The organism is Streptomyces sp. NPDC002573, assembly GCF_042889625.1.
Taxonomy (GTDB): domain Bacteria; phylum Actinomycetota; class Actinomycetes; order Streptomycetales; family Streptomycetaceae; genus Streptomyces; species Streptomyces gibsoniae.
The window spans coordinates 1-15,341 of record NZ_JBIARC010000004.1 but is presented as its reverse complement, the minus strand read 5'-3'; the positions used below and the strand labels follow the sequence as shown (position 1 = coordinate 15,341).

Annotated in this window: 17 protein-coding genes; 11 read left to right on the top strand and 6 right to left on the bottom strand. The window is 69.1% G+C overall.

What is annotated here, in order from left to right:
• The first annotated feature begins 159 nt into the window (after positions 1 to 159).
• Both ACFYX0_RS05270 and ACFYX0_RS05265 read left to right on the top strand, forming a co-directional pair.
• The gene (locus ACFYX0_RS05270; RefSeq protein ID WP_388966567.1) at positions 160 to 909 is read left to right on the top strand and encodes a FadR/GntR family transcriptional regulator; all 750 of its coding nucleotides are present in this window, start codon (positions 160 to 162) and stop codon (positions 907 to 909) included.
• A 68-nt stretch (positions 910 to 977) separates the two neighbouring features.
• On the top strand, positions 978 to 1,415 hold the full coding sequence (locus ACFYX0_RS05265; protein WP_388966564.1) for a protein phosphatase: 438 nt from the start codon (positions 978 to 980) through the stop codon (positions 1,413 to 1,415).
• A gap of 54 nt (positions 1,416 to 1,469) precedes the next feature.
• On the opposite strand, the gene ACFYX0_RS05260 is transcribed toward ACFYX0_RS05265, so the two are convergent.
• On the bottom strand, positions 1,470 to 2,006 hold the full coding sequence (locus ACFYX0_RS05260; RefSeq protein ID WP_388966561.1) for a GNAT family N-acetyltransferase: 537 nt from the start codon (positions 2,004 to 2,006) through the stop codon (positions 1,470 to 1,472).
• 247 nt (positions 2,007 to 2,253) lie between these two features.
• Between ACFYX0_RS05260 and ACFYX0_RS05255 the strand changes: the two genes are divergently transcribed.
• The 6 genes from ACFYX0_RS05255 to ACFYX0_RS05230 are packed head-to-tail and all read left to right on the top strand — an operon-like array spanning position 2,254 to position 8,871.
• Positions 2,254 to 3,039 carry an SCO2525 family SAM-dependent methyltransferase gene (locus ACFYX0_RS05255; RefSeq protein ID WP_355919016.1) on the top strand — a complete coding sequence of 262 codons (786 nt, stop codon included), beginning with the start codon at positions 2,254 to 2,256 and terminating at the stop codon, positions 3,037 to 3,039.
• Positions 3,040 to 3,088: 49 nt separating this feature from the next.
• Entirely contained in the window at positions 3,089 to 4,930 is a 1,842-nt protein-coding gene (locus ACFYX0_RS05250; protein ID WP_388966558.1) for an SCO2524 family protein, read from the top strand.
• 4 nt (positions 4,931 to 4,934) lie between these two features.
• The gene (locus ACFYX0_RS05245; protein WP_388966555.1) at positions 4,935 to 5,849 is read left to right on the top strand and encodes an SCO2523 family variant P-loop protein; all 915 of its coding nucleotides are present in this window, start codon (positions 4,935 to 4,937) and stop codon (positions 5,847 to 5,849) included.
• Entirely contained in the window at positions 5,846 to 6,829 is a 984-nt protein-coding gene (locus tag ACFYX0_RS05240; RefSeq protein WP_388966552.1) for an SCO2522 family protein, read from the top strand. Before ACFYX0_RS05245 ends, ACFYX0_RS05240 begins: the two co-directional genes overlap by 4 nt.
• Before the next feature lies 1 nt (position 6,830).
• Positions 6,831 to 7,796 (top strand): SCO2521 family protein, encoded by a 966-nt coding sequence (locus ACFYX0_RS05235; protein ID WP_388966549.1) that lies wholly within the window; start codon positions 6,831 to 6,833, stop codon positions 7,794 to 7,796.
• 58 nt (positions 7,797 to 7,854) lie between these two features.
• Entirely contained in the window at positions 7,855 to 8,871 is a 1,017-nt protein-coding gene (locus tag ACFYX0_RS05230; protein ID WP_355919031.1) for a DUF6879 family protein, read from the top strand.
• Between the two features lie 45 nt (positions 8,872 to 8,916).
• On the opposite strand, the gene ACFYX0_RS05225 is transcribed toward ACFYX0_RS05230, so the two are convergent.
• On the bottom strand, positions 8,917 to 9,447 hold the full coding sequence (locus tag ACFYX0_RS05225) for an N-acetyltransferase (protein WP_388966547.1): 531 nt from the start codon (positions 9,445 to 9,447) through the stop codon (positions 8,917 to 8,919).
• 82 nt (positions 9,448 to 9,529) lie between these two features.
• A complete protein-coding gene (locus ACFYX0_RS05220) occupies positions 9,530 to 10,450 on the bottom strand; it encodes a helix-turn-helix domain-containing protein (RefSeq protein WP_388966544.1) in 921 nt (306 codons plus the stop codon).
• Between the two features lie 146 nt (positions 10,451 to 10,596).
• Here ACFYX0_RS05220 and ACFYX0_RS05215 point away from each other — a divergent pair, with 146 nt between their 5' ends.
• Genes ACFYX0_RS05215 through ACFYX0_RS05205 form a run of 3 tightly spaced genes read left to right on the top strand, consistent with a single transcriptional unit; the run spans position 10,597 to position 12,921 of the window.
• Positions 10,597 to 10,884 carry a hypothetical protein gene (locus ACFYX0_RS05215; protein WP_388966541.1) on the top strand — a complete coding sequence of 96 codons (288 nt, stop codon included), beginning with the start codon at positions 10,597 to 10,599 and terminating at the stop codon, positions 10,882 to 10,884.
• Positions 10,823 to 11,986 (top strand): aminotransferase class I/II-fold pyridoxal phosphate-dependent enzyme, encoded by a 1,164-nt coding sequence (locus tag ACFYX0_RS05210; protein WP_388966538.1) that lies wholly within the window; start codon positions 10,823 to 10,825, stop codon positions 11,984 to 11,986. The genes ACFYX0_RS05215 and ACFYX0_RS05210 overlap by 62 nt, the downstream gene beginning before the upstream one ends.
• Positions 11,983 to 12,921, top strand: a complete 939-nt coding sequence (locus ACFYX0_RS05205; RefSeq protein WP_388966535.1) for a 2-hydroxyacid dehydrogenase — start codon at positions 11,983 to 11,985, stop codon at positions 12,919 to 12,921. The genes ACFYX0_RS05210 and ACFYX0_RS05205 overlap by 4 nt, the downstream gene beginning before the upstream one ends.
• A 78-nt stretch (positions 12,922 to 12,999) precedes the next feature.
• On the opposite strand, the gene ACFYX0_RS05200 is transcribed toward ACFYX0_RS05205, so the two are convergent.
• From ACFYX0_RS05200 to ACFYX0_RS05190, 3 genes are all read right to left on the bottom strand, one after another.
• Positions 13,000 to 13,449 carry a hypothetical protein gene (locus tag ACFYX0_RS05200; protein ID WP_388966532.1) on the bottom strand — a complete coding sequence of 150 codons (450 nt, stop codon included), beginning with the start codon at positions 13,447 to 13,449 and terminating at the stop codon, positions 13,000 to 13,002.
• Positions 13,419 to 13,931 (bottom strand): hypothetical protein, encoded by a 513-nt coding sequence (locus ACFYX0_RS05195; RefSeq protein ID WP_388966529.1) that lies wholly within the window; start codon positions 13,929 to 13,931, stop codon positions 13,419 to 13,421. Before ACFYX0_RS05195 ends, ACFYX0_RS05200 begins: the two co-directional genes overlap by 31 nt.
• 248 nt (positions 13,932 to 14,179) lie before the next feature.
• Positions 14,180 to 15,139, bottom strand: coding sequence for a TIGR01777 family oxidoreductase (locus tag ACFYX0_RS05190; RefSeq protein ID WP_388966527.1), 960 nt, complete (start codon positions 15,137 to 15,139; stop codon positions 14,180 to 14,182).
• Positions 15,140 to 15,341: the final 202 nt, after the last annotated feature.

Below are 15,341 nucleotides of genomic sequence, written 5' to 3'. Positions count from 1 at the left end.
TGGCGGCAGCGTGACCATAAGTGGGGCCGTGGGGGCGGTCAAGGGAAGACACACGAATGGCCGAACCGTCACAGGTGCGACCAATGAAGGCTTGAAATGCGGGTAGTTGACGTATTCATACCCTCCGAGGGCGGGACGCCCGAGAGGCACGCGCGTACGATGCGGCGCATGTCCGATGCCACCGGGAACCGACGCAGGACAGAGCGGCGCGTCAGCAGCCGGATCCAGCGCGAGGTCATGCAGCTCATCCTCGATCGCAAACTCCGGCCCGGTGCGCCGCTGCCCACGGAGTCGGAGCTGATGGAGGACCTCGGGGTGAGCCGCAACTCGGTGCGGGAGGCGCTCAAGGCCCTTCAGGCACTCGACATCGTGGAGATCCGGCACGGCTACGGGACCTATGTCGGGCAGGCGTCGCTGACCCCGTTCGTCGACGGTCTCACCTTTCGCACGCTCACCCGGCCCGACGAGGAGATGGACGCCCTGAACGAGATCCTCCAGGTCCGTGAGGTGCTGGAGGAGGGCCTGATCAGACGGGTCGCCATGACGCTGTCCGAACCGGAGCTGGACCGTCTGGAGGCGGTGGTGTCCCGGATGGAGGCGGCGGGCCGGGAGGACCGGTCCTTTGCCGAACTGGACCGCGAGTTCCACGAGTTGCTCTACGGCTCGCTGGGCAACGCGCTGGTGCCGCAACTGCTGAGCGCGTTCTGGACGGTGTTCCGGCGGGTCGCCCGGGTCCGGGACTGGCCGGACGGCACGACCCCGCAGCTCACGGCGCGCCGCCACCGCGACATCGTCACGGCCCTGCGGGCCCGGGACGTCGAGGGCGCGGAGCGGGCGATGGCGGACCACTTCCGGGGCATCGAGGACCGCACGGCCCGGGAGTACGGCGAACCGTCCGGCGGCTTCTGAGTACCGCCGCGGCCCGTCCGCGGGCGGGAACGGTGCGCCCGCGCCCATCGCCGCCCGATACTGGGGCGATGGAGGACAGCGGCGGGTGGGAGCCGGGCGCGCCCGGTGTGCTGCGGCTGCCGTCCGGCCGGCTGGTGCGCGGGCGGGGGCTGCGGCGACCGCTGCCCGAGGGCCCGCCGCCCGCCTACGGGGTGTACCTCCTCGGCCGACGCCCCCCGGACATGCCCTGGGCGTACGGCTGGCTGTACTGGCCCGACTTCCGGCTGCCCGGCAGCCGTATCGAGGCACGACGGCTGTTCGCCGAGGCCTGGACCCGGTCCCGGACCGACCGCGTCGAGATCGCCTGCGGCGGCGGCCGTGGCCGTACCGGCACGGCACTGGCCTGTCTGGCCGTGCTGGACGGTGTGCCGCCCCACGAGGCCGTGGCGTTCGTACGCACCCGCTACCACCGGCACGCCGTGGAGACCCCCTGGCAGCGGCGCTATGTGGAGCGCTTCACCGGCTGAGAGCTCGACCGAAACGGGCGCCCGGCTGGCGACGCGGCCCCCCTCGTCCACCGGTCAGAGGCTCAGGCCCAGCACGAGGCGGTGCTCGCCGGGTCCGAAGTAGTTTCTGCGGAGCCCGCCCTCGGCTGTCGCGGGGGCGAAGCCGGAGGACTTGTAGAGGGCTATCGCCGCCGCGTTGGTGGGGTCGACGGTCAGTCTGACCTCCCGTATGCCGTCGTTGCGCAGCCGCCCCAGGATCTCCAGCATCAGCCGCCGCCCCAGGCCCTCCCCGCGGCGCGCCCGGGCGACGCCCAGTCCCAGCACCCAGCCGAGCCCGGAGTCGTCCCCGGTGCCGGCCAGGACGTAGCCCTGGAGGGCCTCGCCGTCGTCCAGGACCAGGAGATGGTCCGCGTACATGTCGAACAGCTGGCGGAGCATGAAGTACGGATAGGCCACCTCCTGGAAGACCTCCCGGTCGAGGCGGTGCAGCTCCGGCAGGTCCGCCTCGGTGACCCCCCTCATCCGTACCGGCCGCTGCCGGGCGGGACGGAACACCTGGCCGGTGAGCGACGCGAAAGGATCTCCTGAGTGTTCCGCTGGATAAGCGGCCATGCCACCCCCTGGTCAAAGGACAGGGCACACCGGCCCCATATGGGTGAATAAGACTCGGATGGCGCACACCCCGCCGTCCGGGTTGCTTTCGACAGGGTTCGGACCAGCATCACCCGTCAGTGTCCGGCCGCTCAAGGAGGGTTCAGGACCAAGGGCCGATTCTTCGTGATCTCGTGCCCCCGGCACGGGTTCGAGGCATCGAGGCAAAGGGGATCCGTGCCGTCACACCCGTTGGTACCGTGAGTCAATGGACCTGGAAGCCCCGCCGAGGGCACCTAAACTCAACGCTGATGCCCCGTGGGACGCATTCGACCCTCACGCGTACATCGATCGAAATTACCGTGAGCTGCTCGACGTGGACGCGGAGATCATCGCGTATGTACGCGATCACTTCGGCGATCATTTCCACAAGCGTTTCGAACGGCCGGTTCTCGGTATTGACGTAGGTGCAGGTGCCAACCTCTATCCCGCGCTGTGCATGCTCCCGTGGTGCAAGGAGATCACCCAGCTGGAGCTTTCGAGTGCGAACGTGGAGTATCTGAGGGACCAGCGGGTCAACTTCGGTAAGGGGTGGGAGAGTTTCTGGCAGGTGCTGCGCAAGGATCCCGCCTACGAAGAGATCCACGAAAACCGGAGGGCGCGATTCACGGACACGGTCCGCGTCGAACCCGGCAACCTGTTCGATCTGGTGCGTCGCCCCGCGCACTGGGCCATCGGAACGATGTTCTTCGTCGCCGAGTCGATGTCCGACTCCCACGCGGAGTTCCGCAGCGCTGTCGCGTGTTTCCTGCGGGCCCTGGCGCCAGGCGCTCCCTTCGCCGCCGCGTTCATGGCCGGCTCCACGGGGTATGACGTGGGCGACGAGTATTACCCGGCGTGCGATGTCGACGAGGCGCAGGTGCACGAGGCCCTGAGGCCGTTTGCCGAAAACCCCAGGGTTCTCAGACTGGACAAGCCGACGGACATGGTGCGCCCGGGACACGAGGGAATGATTCTGGCCCTCGGCCACCGGAATTCCACCGTTCATTTCTGACCGGGCGCACGGAATACAGGGCAGCGCGACCTGTGTGAGGGGCATGGGGATGCAGATCAAGCCACGGCAGCACCTGCTGGACATCTGGCAGGCCATGGCCCGCCACTCGTTCGACGGCGGCAAGTGGTCCTGGGGGGAGTGGGGCGGTCTCAGCAGTGTCGCGGACGCCGAACGGCTGCTGTGCCTCATGTACCCCGCCACCGAGATCCCCGCCTTCCGCCTCGACGAGCCCGACACGACCCAGACGGACGTGGAGAAGGCGCTGCGACGGGTGGGCGGGCGCACCGAGATCCCCGCCGCCCTCGTGACGGTCCTCGACCAGTTCATGCGCACGCACACCGGCCCGGACGCCACCCCCACCTTCGCCGGCGGCTACTACTTCACCTCCCAGGACCCCAAGCAGGAGGTCACCCGGGAGCAGCGCGAGATGGGCGTGGTCGACTCCTTCTCCATGTCGGTCACGCTGTGCCTGGCCACGCTCGGCTTTCTCAAGGTCTACGAGGACCGCACCTCCCGCAGCGACGTGCGGAACGCCATCGCGCAGCTGAAGGAGGCGACCAGCACCCGGCTGACCGCCGCGATGGTCAGCCTGCTGCGCTCCTTCACCGTCAACGTCTTCGACGCCGACTCCGGCCAGGGACAGCGACTTCGCCGACTGGTCGGCCAGGGACAGTTGTCGGAGCGTGCCGTGCTCCAGCAGTTCCAGCGCAGATTCAAGCCGCTGCGCGCCACGATCACGGAGAGCTTCGTCCTCGGTGTCGACGTCGAGGAACGCCTCAGGGACGACAACCAGCTCTTCGAGTGCGGCTGGGCCTGGAGCCTTGTCAAGGACGCGCCCAAGGTGGAGACCAGCGACCCGATCGGCACCCAGCCCGACGGCGCCGCCGACGCGGTGCCCTATCTCTACTTCACCGTGGTCGCCCTCGACGGTATCCAGGACCTCTTCTCCGACCGCACCCTCACTCTCGGTCTACTCAACCCCGAACAGCAGAAGCTCGCCGAGGCGCTGCGACTACGCTGGGAGATCACCCAGCAGTACTGGTCGGGCATCGCCCGCTTCGACCCCGAGCGCTGGCCGCTGGAGGACCTGCCCTGGCGCACCACCGGTCAGTTGCTGGAGTCCGAGTACTTCTCGCTCTCCGTCGCCGCCATCCTGGTCCACGACCTGGTGCGCCGCAGGGCCACCGACGAGGACCTCACCCGCACCGTCACGGTCATGGAACGCCTCGCCGAACGCGGCCGCATCACCAGCCGGATGACCCGCGACGACCCGAACGTACGGCTCCACAACCCCGGCGTCACCCTGCCCCTGCAGGGCAGCGAGGACGCGGGCGGCCCGGCCCTGCAGTGGACCATGACCGACTTCTCGGCCCAGCTCCTCAAGCGCACCATCCAGCTCAGCGAGCTCTCCCGCAACATCACTGCCCAGGACCGCCTGCTCCGGCTCGCCGAGGAGATCTTCGGCCATCTGTGGCAACGCCGCATCCAGGAGGGCGAGGGCATCGGGCTCTGGGACAACGTCCGTGCCGTGTACCCGGGTTCGCCCGAGGGGCCGGGGCAGGTGTCCTGGAGCGTCACCGAGCGGGTCACCGAGTGCATGGTGGCCGCTCGCAAGCTGTATGTGCAGCGCCCGATCCGCAGTGCCGAACTGGCCGTCCTGGCCCGTGCGTTGCTCAGTGAGTCCACCCATCTGTTCGGCTACGAGCAGATGGAACCCACCCTCGCCGTCGACGGCGAACGCGCGAAGTCACTGCGGAGCATAGAGATCAGGCTGCGGCGGGCACGCCGGATCCTCGACGAACAGCCGGGCACGGCCTGTGCCCTGACCCTGTCCGTGCTCGGTGAACTCGACGTCCTGGCCCAGGCCCGCGACGCGGCCCGGGAGGTGTGACACCGTGCTCGTCTTCGCCGCCTCCGACAAGGGAGGCACGGGCCGCTCCGTGACCAGCGCGAACCTCGCCTACCAACGCGCGCTCGCCGGTGACGACGTCTGCTACGTCGACTTCGACTTCGGCTCGCCCACGGCCGCCGCCGTCTTCGACGTGCCCGGAGAGCTGGGCATCGACCAGGGCGGTCTGCACACCTATCTGGAGGCCGGCACGGTCGAACCCGCCCGCGTCGACATCTGGGCCCACACCCTGCACCCGGTGCTGCGCAACCGGCCCAACGGCTCCGGCCGGCTGGTCCTGCTGCCGGGCGACGCGAGCGGCGGGGAGTTCGCCACCGACCAGGACACCCTGCGCCGCTGTGTCGATCTGCTGCTGCGCCTCAACAGCGAGTTCGACGTCATCATCGTGGACCTCAGCGCCGGACGCAGCTACGCCATGGACATGGTGCTGGAGGCGACGGCCCAGCCCGAACTGCGCGGCGTCCAGGCCCGCTGGCTGGTCTTCCACCGCTGGACCCGGCAGCACGTGCTCGCGGCGTCGGGACTGGTCTTCGGCGAACACGGCATCCTCAACGGCGCGGCGGCCGGCCTCCACGACAGGGAGGCGCTGCGCCGGTCGATCCGCTTCGTGCGGGCCGCGGTGCCCGACCCCGAGTCCGCGCTGTGGTCCCAGGTGTCGCCCGCCCAGTCCGTGTGGATGCAGCGGTGCGACGACTACCTGCGGCACCTCGCCTCCGACCGGAAGATCGGGGACAGCGTCGTCCTCGCGACCATCCCGCTGGAACCCGTCCTGCAATGGCGTGAGCAGCTGATCACCGAGGAGGACGTGCTGTCCACCCAGATCGCCAACAAGGAGACGCTGGAGGCGCTGGAACAGCTCGCCCGCAAACTGACCGACGACGCCCACTGGGAGGTGTCGTGACGGAGTCCAGGTTCCGGGAGACCGCCGCCGAGCCGCTCACCCGCTCCCTGGCGCTGTCCCATCTCTCCCTGGAGCTGGGGCATCTGTACATGGAGGACTTCGAGGGCGGCCCCGCGCGGCTGCGGCAGCACTTCGAACGAGTGAAGCCCTGGGCGGACGCGGCCCGCGCTGACGCCGCCGCCCGAGCGGAAGCCGCGGCCACCGGCCGCCGGGGCGGTTCCCGTCCCCGTATCAGCACCTGCTTCCTCATTGACGACTACTTCACGCGCTTCTCCACCCCCGCCGAGGTCGTGCCGGTCCTGCTCGACGAGGCCGCGCGCGCGGGGCTGGTCATCGACTACCTGGCCAGGGAGTCCGGCTGTGCGGTGGCGGACAAGGTGCCGCTCGCGGAATCGGTGGCCGGCCGGCTGGTCGAGTCCCCGCCGCCCGGCAGCTACGGCCTGCGCCCGCCCGTCGGCCAGACCGGCTGGCTCGCCAACGGGGTGCGCACCCCCGCCCAGCGCGCCCAGGCGATGAAGCGGTCCGGAGCCTGGCAGCCTCCCCAGGAGACCGCCGCCCACCGCCACTCCGTGTTCCTGGACGTCGAACTGTGGGACGACCAGGACGGGCACCGCACCTGGTCCTGTCCCTTTCTCGCCGCGGTCTGGCAGCTGACCCGCCTCGGCCTGCTGCGCAACGAGGGCGAGCCCGTGTTCGTCCCGCGCACCCACACCTCGGGCGGCTTCCCCACCGAGTGGGACCAGTTGGCGCCGCTGCTCCAGCTCAACCCGTCCGCCGCCCCCTTCAACGCCTACCGCACCTGCTCCGTGCTGCCGTCGCGGTTCCTTCCCGTCGAACACGCCGTGCGCGTCATCCTCGACCAGACCGAGGTGGACGTGGGCGCGCTGCGGAAGGTCGCGTCGCGCTCGGCGGACGAGGGCATCGCGGTGCCCGACTCCGTGGCGGACCGGGTCTCCTACGTCTTCTACCCGGGGTGGTGACATGGGGATCCCGGGACAGGCGAGGTCCACGACACTCGCCTGCGGCGAAGTGCGCACCTGTCTGCTGCCGACGTCCCAGGCACTCGATCTCCGGGCGGCCGGCCATGTGCTGCGGTTGAGGGCCGACGAACGCGTCCTCGTCTCCGAACGCCCCAACCTGTACGCCCTCTCACCGGACACCCTCATGGGCGTCGACTGCCCGCTGCCCGCCGCGGGCGGCGCCAAGGTGCGTGCCGTCGGCACGGTGGTCGCCCGGGCGGCGCTCACCGAGGGCCGGGTCCTACAGGCCGGTTCGTCCTTCCGTGTTCCCGCGACGGGACCCGACCAGCGGCAGCCGTGGGGCTACTACCTGGTGCGCCCGGGGATGGTGGAGCCCCTCGGGAAGCTGCCCGCGCAGGCGGTCGCCGACGGGCTCCTCAAGGGCGGCCGGCCCGGGGAACTCGACCCGGGTCTGATCGCCGAGGGGTTGCTGACCAGGCTGCTGCGGCACCCGCTGCTGGACCAGAAGAGCCCGTTCAAGAGCCGCCGCACCCGGCTGCGCTGGGCGGCCCTGCCCGTCCCGGATGGCCACGCCCCCTTCATCCACTTCACGGTCGTCGACGACGAGCTGCGCACGGTGCGGCTCGGGATCCCCGAGGACACCGAGCCGACCGCCGTCGTACGGCTGTGTGAGGACCTCGCGCTGCACGACTGGCTGCTCACCACGCTCGTACGGATGCTCGACGGCAGCCGTTTCGGGTCGGCGGACGGGCCCCAGGCCGTCCTGGCGCTGCGCCCCGCCGTCGACCATCTGCTGCATCTGTGGATGCCCCGGGCCCGGCTGGACCGGACGCTGTCCGCGCTGTGGGAGGCGCTGGAGGAGCAGCCGGGATTCAGCCGCCAGTGGCAGGCGCTGGTGCAACGCATCCGGGACCAACTGGCCCTCCAGGCAATTCCGCTGCTCAGGGAGGCACTCACCGCACGCTGAGCACACCGCGAGCCGCATCGGCCCGCGTTCCTGAAGGATCCGACGGGGGAGGAAAGGAATGACCGCTACGCAAGGTACGACCAACACGCCACGGCCGGAGGGCCTGCGCGTACCACCGCTCCTGCTGAAGACGCTCGTCACCGTGGTGGTGTCGATCATCGCCTACGTCCTCACCAACGCGCTCAACCAGAAACAGGACGAGGTCTGGAAGCTGACGATCTCCATCGTGATCGGCGGATCCGCACTGATCATCCAGTACATGGTCGACTTCGAGCGGCGGCTGGAGGCGATGGAGAACGGACAGCGCACCCGCATCCGGGAGATGAAGGACAGTCTGTCGGAGCACCACCGCGAGGTGCACGGCCATCTCAGCGATCACCGCCGGGAGATGACGGACCTGGTCGACGACCGTTTCGCCCGTATCAGCGAGGCGACCGAACTGTTCAGCCAGGTGGACCGCTCGGTACTGCGCTCCGACGGGGTGACCAAGCTCGCCCGCAGCGCCACCAAGGCGGGACTGCTGAACAACGAGCTGGTGAAGACCTTCGCCAGCGAGGAGATCGACCGGCTCGCCCAGCTGCTGGAGAACCTGAGCAACAACATCGCCGACTGCCTGGGGGAGAACCAGGACTGGCTCATCGACCTCACCCGGTGCATCAAGAAGACCCTCGACGCCACCAGCACCTCCGTCGACCGGGATTTCTGGAACAGCGAGCCCGCGAGCCGCTATCTGGAGGCGCAGAGCGACGCGATCCTGCGCGGGGTGAAGATCAGGCGGCTGTTCATCGTCGACACCGAGCAGGAGATCGACGGCAAGCTGACGGAACTGTGCGAGAGCCAGCGTTCGCTGGGCATCGACGCCCGTGTGGTGGCGCTGTCGCAGCTGCCGCACCGGGTGCAGCTGGGGACGCACAGCGACTTCATCATCTTCGACAACGAACTCACCTACGAGATCGACCAGGACACGAAGAAGGTCAACGCCAAGACCACCCTCAACGCCCGGGCCGCTCTGGTCGAACACCGGATGAAGCGCTTCAACCGGCTGTGGGAGGCCACCCAGGACCTCTCCGCCTGACGCGAGGCGGTCCGGTGATCCCCTCGCGGACCGGGAGACGAGCCGTCAGCGGGCGGCGAGGTCGTGCTCCTTGGTCCGCGGGGAGTAGCTGAAGTCATGGAACGGCCAGCTCTGCCGCAGCCATGCGCTGACCAGCTCGTACAGCGGCGCGTCCAGCTCGGCGTGATCCTCGCGCACCCATGAGCGGACGGTGGCGTGGCCCGGCCGGCCGGCCGGATAGATGTAGACGCAGCCGATGACGTCGTCGCCGATCAGGACGGAGTAGGTGAAGCCGACACGGTGCTCGAAGTCCTCGCGGTGCCTGCGCAGATCCCGCAGGTTCTCCTCGGGTGTCATCGGCACGGGCCAGTCGTACCGTTCGAAGCCCGGGGTCCGCTGAATGTGATCCATGCTCGACGTCCAGGCCCGGTAGTCACGGTCATTGTGCTCCGGGCCGAGCGGAACCAGATGGAAGGTCGCATCCCTGAAACCACGGGGGACGGTGAAGTCGGCCGGTACGAATGAGGCACCGGATTCCCCGGCGCGGCCGCTCCCGTCGTGCACGGTGTTCCTCGGCTCGTCTGCTGCCTGGCTCATCTGGTGTCCACTCAGTCCACGTCGACCTGGGCCTTCCTGAGCGCGCCACTATACCAACACCGACGTGTGTGGTCCGCGTGACTCATATGGGTTTCGCGGACGCCCAGTCACGGCCGAATTGACGAAGCGTCGACTGCAGGTAGACGGGCTCTATGGTCACCCCGCCCTGGGCATCGGGACGCTCGATCGACAAATAGGCCCAGACACCCTCGGGTGAGATGTTGTCCTGGTGCCGTTCCCACAGGATGGGCTCCTGGCGTTTGATCAGCGGGAGATCCAGGTCGAGGATGCAGACGGAACTGACCAGTTCCTGGGACAGCCAGCGGAACTGTAGATTCTCGCGCGACAGCTCGACGGGTACTCCGCTGTGGGTGACGAGTTCCCGGAATTTCTCGACCGACGGCCGCCAGGAGTCGCCCTCTCCGTAGAGCAGATACTGATACGGACGGCCCAGCCTCAGATTGTGGATCACCACATCCATGAACGCGCCCGGTTCCCCCTCGTTGACATCGGACTGGAACAGACGCGTCATGATGCGCATGCGACGCACACAGGCCTCCATGCCGATCGCCTCCGCATCCGTCACAAAACCGACCGGGCCCTGGTTCTCGCTCTGTTCGATGAGCGCCCTGGCCGTTTCGTCGATCTTCGCCTGCAACCGACGGCTGATCCGCGTGACCATGTCCAGATGGCGCCCGCTCGCGTCACTGGCCTCCACGACCGCCCGGCGGATCTGCGCGCGCACACCGGCCGGGTCGTCCTCCGCCTGAGCCCGGGGGCGCTCGCCGAACACCAGATAGTCCAGGCTGATATTGAAGTGGTCGGCGATGCGCACGAGAGTCTCGAAACTGGGCCTGATGCGGCCGTTGAGATAGTGGGAGATCGTCGCCTCGTTCACGCCGAGCGCGCGCGCCAACTTTTTTCTGCCTCCGGATATCGCGGGGCTGTCGAGAAGATCCCGCAGAACTGTCTCGAACTCAACGTGGCGCTGGCTTGAGACCATGATCGCTACCTCAGCACAACCGGTGAACGCGATGGCCGCGCCCGGAGGTTACCCAGACTATCGGCGGCTGCTCCGTCGGTACAGACGGCCGTTGCCGCACCGTGCCGGCCTCCGTATCGTGGAGGAAACGGGGAGGAGGAGCGGCCATGATAGGCGCGAAGTTCCGGTTGTTCAGGTCGCGGAAAAGGCGGCGTCAACTCGTCACCGGAACACTCGCTCTCGGCCTGTCCACGGTACTCATCGCACGTCCGGATCTCTGGCAATTCCTCACCGCGGCGCTCGTGGTGCACGATCTGCTCATTCGGCTGCACGGCACCGAGAAGGACGACAGCGGGCAAGAACCGGTGGCTGTTGAGAACGAAGGGGGAAACCATGACGCAACCGACCCGGCTGCCGAATCTGACACAGTACGAGCGGATCGCATTCGATCGTGAAATCAATCTCGCCGACGGTCACGCCCACCAACGCGCGGACGCGGCACAGCGTGAGATCACCCGGCGCCTGCCGGACCTCTATGAGAAAAGCGAACTGAGCCGGCAGCAGGACATCGAGGACGTCTTCAAGGAGACGTTCTACCGGCTGGCCGGACAGCACTCCGCGATCCGCCACCCGCATGCGCTGCTGTGCTACTCCGCCTCCCTCTCGATCGACCTGGTCGGGGCCTTCCTCGCGAACGCGGGAATCGGGGCGTGCCTGTTGCAGCCGTGCTTCGACAACCTGGCCGCCCTCCTCGTACGCCGAGGCGTCGCGCTCACCCCCGTCGCTGAGGAGTCGGTGACCGGACCGCAGCTGGCCCGGCTGCTGGCGGGGGCCGACGCGCCCGGGGCGCTCTTCCTCACGCTGCCCAACAACCCCACCGGCTTCACCCTGGACGCCGCGGACTTCCGGCGTGTCGTGGACGTCTGCGCCGCCACCGGCACCCTGCTGGTGATCGACTGGACGTTCCGCTTCTTCGGCCGGGGCGAGCTCTGGGACCAGTACACGGTGCTGGACCGCTCCGGGGTGAGCTACCTCTGCATCGAGGACACCGGCAAGACCTGGCCCACCCTCGACGTCAAGTGCAGCATCCTCGCGATGAGCGCCGACGTCCACGAGGGCCTCGTGGAACTCCACAACGACGTGCTGCTGAACGTCAGTCCGTTCGTCCTCACCTTCCTCACCGCGTATCTCGACGACTCGGCGCGGCGCGGTCTGGACGCCTCGGTGCGCCGGCTGATCCGGATCAACCGCAGGGCCCTCCACCGGGCCCTCGACGGTTCCGTACTGGAGCCAGGCCCACCGGAGCGCACCATCAGCGTCGAGTGGATCCGTATCGCGGCCGAGTCGCCGAGCGGCCTGGAGGTCGTCGAACTGCTCGGCGGCCTCGGCATAGCCGTGGTCCCCGGCGACCATTTCTACTGGCACGACCGCGACCTCGGGTCCCGCTACATCCGCATCGCCCTCGCCCGCGACCCCGTCCTGTTCGCGAGGGCCTGCGAGGGCCTGCGCGACGCGGTGTGGACACTGCCGCAGCTGCGGGGGAGTGATGCCCGATGAAGATCGTCTACCTCGACGAGCCGACCTATCTGCCCGAGTGGTGGCGGGCCAAGTTCGCCACGCTCGGGGACTTCGAGGTCTTCACCGACCGCCCGGAACCCGAGACCGCCCTGCACCGGCTGTGCGAGGCCGACCTCGCCGTCGTGGAATGGACACAGCTGCCCGCCGGCCTGCTGAGCAGGATCACCCGGCTGCGTTATCTGACGATGGTCTCCACGAGTTTCGACGGGGTGGACCTCGATGCCGCCGCCCGTGCCGGGCTCACCGTCGCGCACTGCCCGACGTACTCCCGGCAGGCCGTCGCCGAGCACGTCTTCGCCTCGCTGCTGGCCCTGATCCGCCGGCTGCTCGCCGCGGACCGGGCGACGCGGGCCGGAGCCAGCCATCTGTACCGGCCGTTCCTCGGGCTGGAACTGCACGGCAGGACCCTCGGGCTCGTGGGCACCGGCCGTATCGCCACGGCCGTCGCCCGGATCGCGGCCGGGTTCGGGATGGAGGTGATCGGCGCCAACCGTACGGGCCGCACGGCGCCCGGCATCACCGTGCTGCCGCTCGACGAGGTGCTGCACCGCAGCGACGTCCTCTCGCTGCACGCCCCCCTGAACGCAACCACACGCGGACTGCTGAACGCCGAGCGCCTCGGCACCCTCAAGCCCTCCGCCGTCCTCGTCAACACCTGCCGGGGCGCGCTCCTGGACCAGGGCGCGCTGGTCCGGATGCTCACCACCGGGCGGCTGGCGGGCGCCGCCCTGGACGACATGACCGCTCAGGACGCCGGGCTGCTGCGCACGCTGGACAACGTGATCCTCACCCCGGGCACCGCCTGGTACACGGACACGGCCCGGTCGGACAACCTCCAGGAGGTGTACGACAACCTCGCGAGCTATCTCGCCGGCTGCCCGCGCAACGTTCTCACCGGGCCGGGCGTGCGGTGACCTCCGCGGGGAGAACGCGGGAGCGGCATGGCGGTCATGGCGTCGCCGACGGGGCCGCCGCCGTGCCCGGATGAGGCATCACCCGTACATCTCAGACAAGTCCGGGTGTCCGGCGGGCAGCATGGCTGCGTCAGCACGAAGCCGCTGTTCACGGCATGTGCGTAGAGCTCGCGGCTCCTGGGACGTATGTCCGGGCAGGCCGGCGAGCGGCACGAGCACCCGGGGGAACGGCCGCGGCCGGAAGAACCGCGTGGTCGACACGAGCGACCGCTTCCACCGGAACGGCGTGACCGAGTTCCCCGAGCAACCGCATGTGCGGTGCCAGCAGGCGTTGCTGTAGCGGTGGACGGCCTCAAGGATGCGCGTGAAGACATCGAGGTCCGGGGCGAGCGGCACCAACGTCCGGTCCGTCGGGCCCTCCAGCCCGCTCCAGATGTGCACGGACCCGTCGTGGCGGTGCAGGTACAGGTCGCCGTACTCGGATGCGCCGAGGGCGATCAGATCCGCGGCGGCCACACCGCTGGGCAAGGTGTCCTCGGACAGGGCGCCGTCGGTCGGGGACGCATGGCGTCGGCCGCGTGGGTCGTGTACGAGGCTTCATGGCACGTCCACCACGCGGGCAGGCCGATGTCCCGCAAGTGCAGCCTGCTCGTCGGGTGTTCGAGCCCCTCCGGCAAGGCGTTCTCGGGTATGCGCACCACGTGCCGTTCCCCGAAGGCGTCGTCGACCCGGGCCGCGCTGAGCGGGCCCGTCTCCGCGTCGAGCCAGAGCGGGCCGCGCTGGTCGACCACCTCGATGAGCTCCCGGCCTTCGTGCAGTCGGCGGTGGACCTGGTAGTAGTCGCCGTTCAGGCTGGGGTGGGCCATGAACCAGTTGGCCGGCCGCCACCATGCCCACACCGTGCGCCACGGCATGCCCGGCTCGGCCGTCGCGATCTGCTCGGCGTACTCCTCGTGGCCGGTCGCCTTCGCCGCGAAGTGCAGCCAGGAGGCGAACTCGGCGGCGGTCACGTCCGCGACGCCGAAGATCGCCTCGGCTTGCAGGAAGACCTCGCGCCCTACGTTCTCCGTGGCGTCAGCGACGTCACTGGCGTCAGTGGCACCCGTGTCGGTGAGTGATGTGGCCGCGTACCTCCGCGCGGTCGGCGGTCAACAGCCGTGCGGGGGCGGCCAGTATGCCGTCGAGGTGGTCACTCATACGGCCATCCTGTCACCGACCGCCGACACTCCTTGCCCAGGTTCGACGTGCGCGGCCGTCGTCATGTTCGTGCGCGGGCGCCACGCCCGCGCAGGCGGTGGACGAGGTCGGCGGCGGCCTCCGGCCAGTGCGGGTGGTCGAAGGTGAAGCCCGCTTCGAGTAGGCGGCCCGGGACGACACGGCGGCTCTTGAGCAGCAGTTCGGTGTCCGTGCGCAGCGCGTAGGCGCCGAGTTCGGCCATCCATTTCGTCGCGGGCAGGCCCACCGGGACACCCCATGCGGTGCGCATCGAGCGCATCAGTATGCGCTGCGGCACCGGGGCGGGCGCGGCGAGGTTCACCGGTCCGCCGATGTCGTCCCGGGCGACCAGGAACTCCACCGCGCGGACGAAGTCTTGGTCGTGGATCCACGACACGTACTGGGCACCGCCCGCCACCGGTCCGCCGAGACCGAGCCGCGTCAGCCACAGCAGGACGTCGAAGACGCCCCCTCGATCGGGGCTCATCACCATCGCGGAGCGCAAGGCGACCTTGCGGGTGCCCGGGGTGTCGGCCTTCTCCTGCTCCCGCTCCCAGGCCTTGGCGATGTCGATGCTGAAGGCCCAGTAGCCCGGAACGCCGGGTTCGGCTCCTCCGATGACACCGGTCTCCTCGTCGTTGGGTGCGTCGAAGCGGTGGGCGTAGATCGTGGCCGTGCTCATCTGCAGCCAGACGCGAGGTGGTCGGGCGGCCGCGGCGATCGCCTCGCCCACGACCCGGGCGGAGTCCACGCGCGAGTCCATCATCGCCTGGAGATTGTCGGCGGTGTAGCGGCAGCTGACGCTACGACCGGCCAGGTTCACGACGACGTCACTGCCGTCGAGCGCCTCGACCCACGGGCCCAGGGTCTTTCCGTCCCACGGGACTTCACCCGGGTGCGCGGGCCGCCTGCTCAGCACCACGACCTCGTGCCCGGCGGCGGTCAGCGCGCGGTTCAGGATCGTACCCACCTGCCCGGTTCCCCCGGGTATCACGATCTTCATCCGACCTCTCCCCCTCAGTGGTGGAGCCGAGTCTAGCTCGGATTTGAACGCGTTCAAAAGAGGGGAGAGTGGGGTGGGGTAGGCAGGTGCCGGGGTGGGCTGTTGCCGGCCGGTGGCGGTGATCTGACTGTGGGGGCCGCCCGCTTCTTGGCCGGTGTCGTGCTTCCGCGGTCCGAGTAAAGGGTGCTCCACTCCGCTGCGC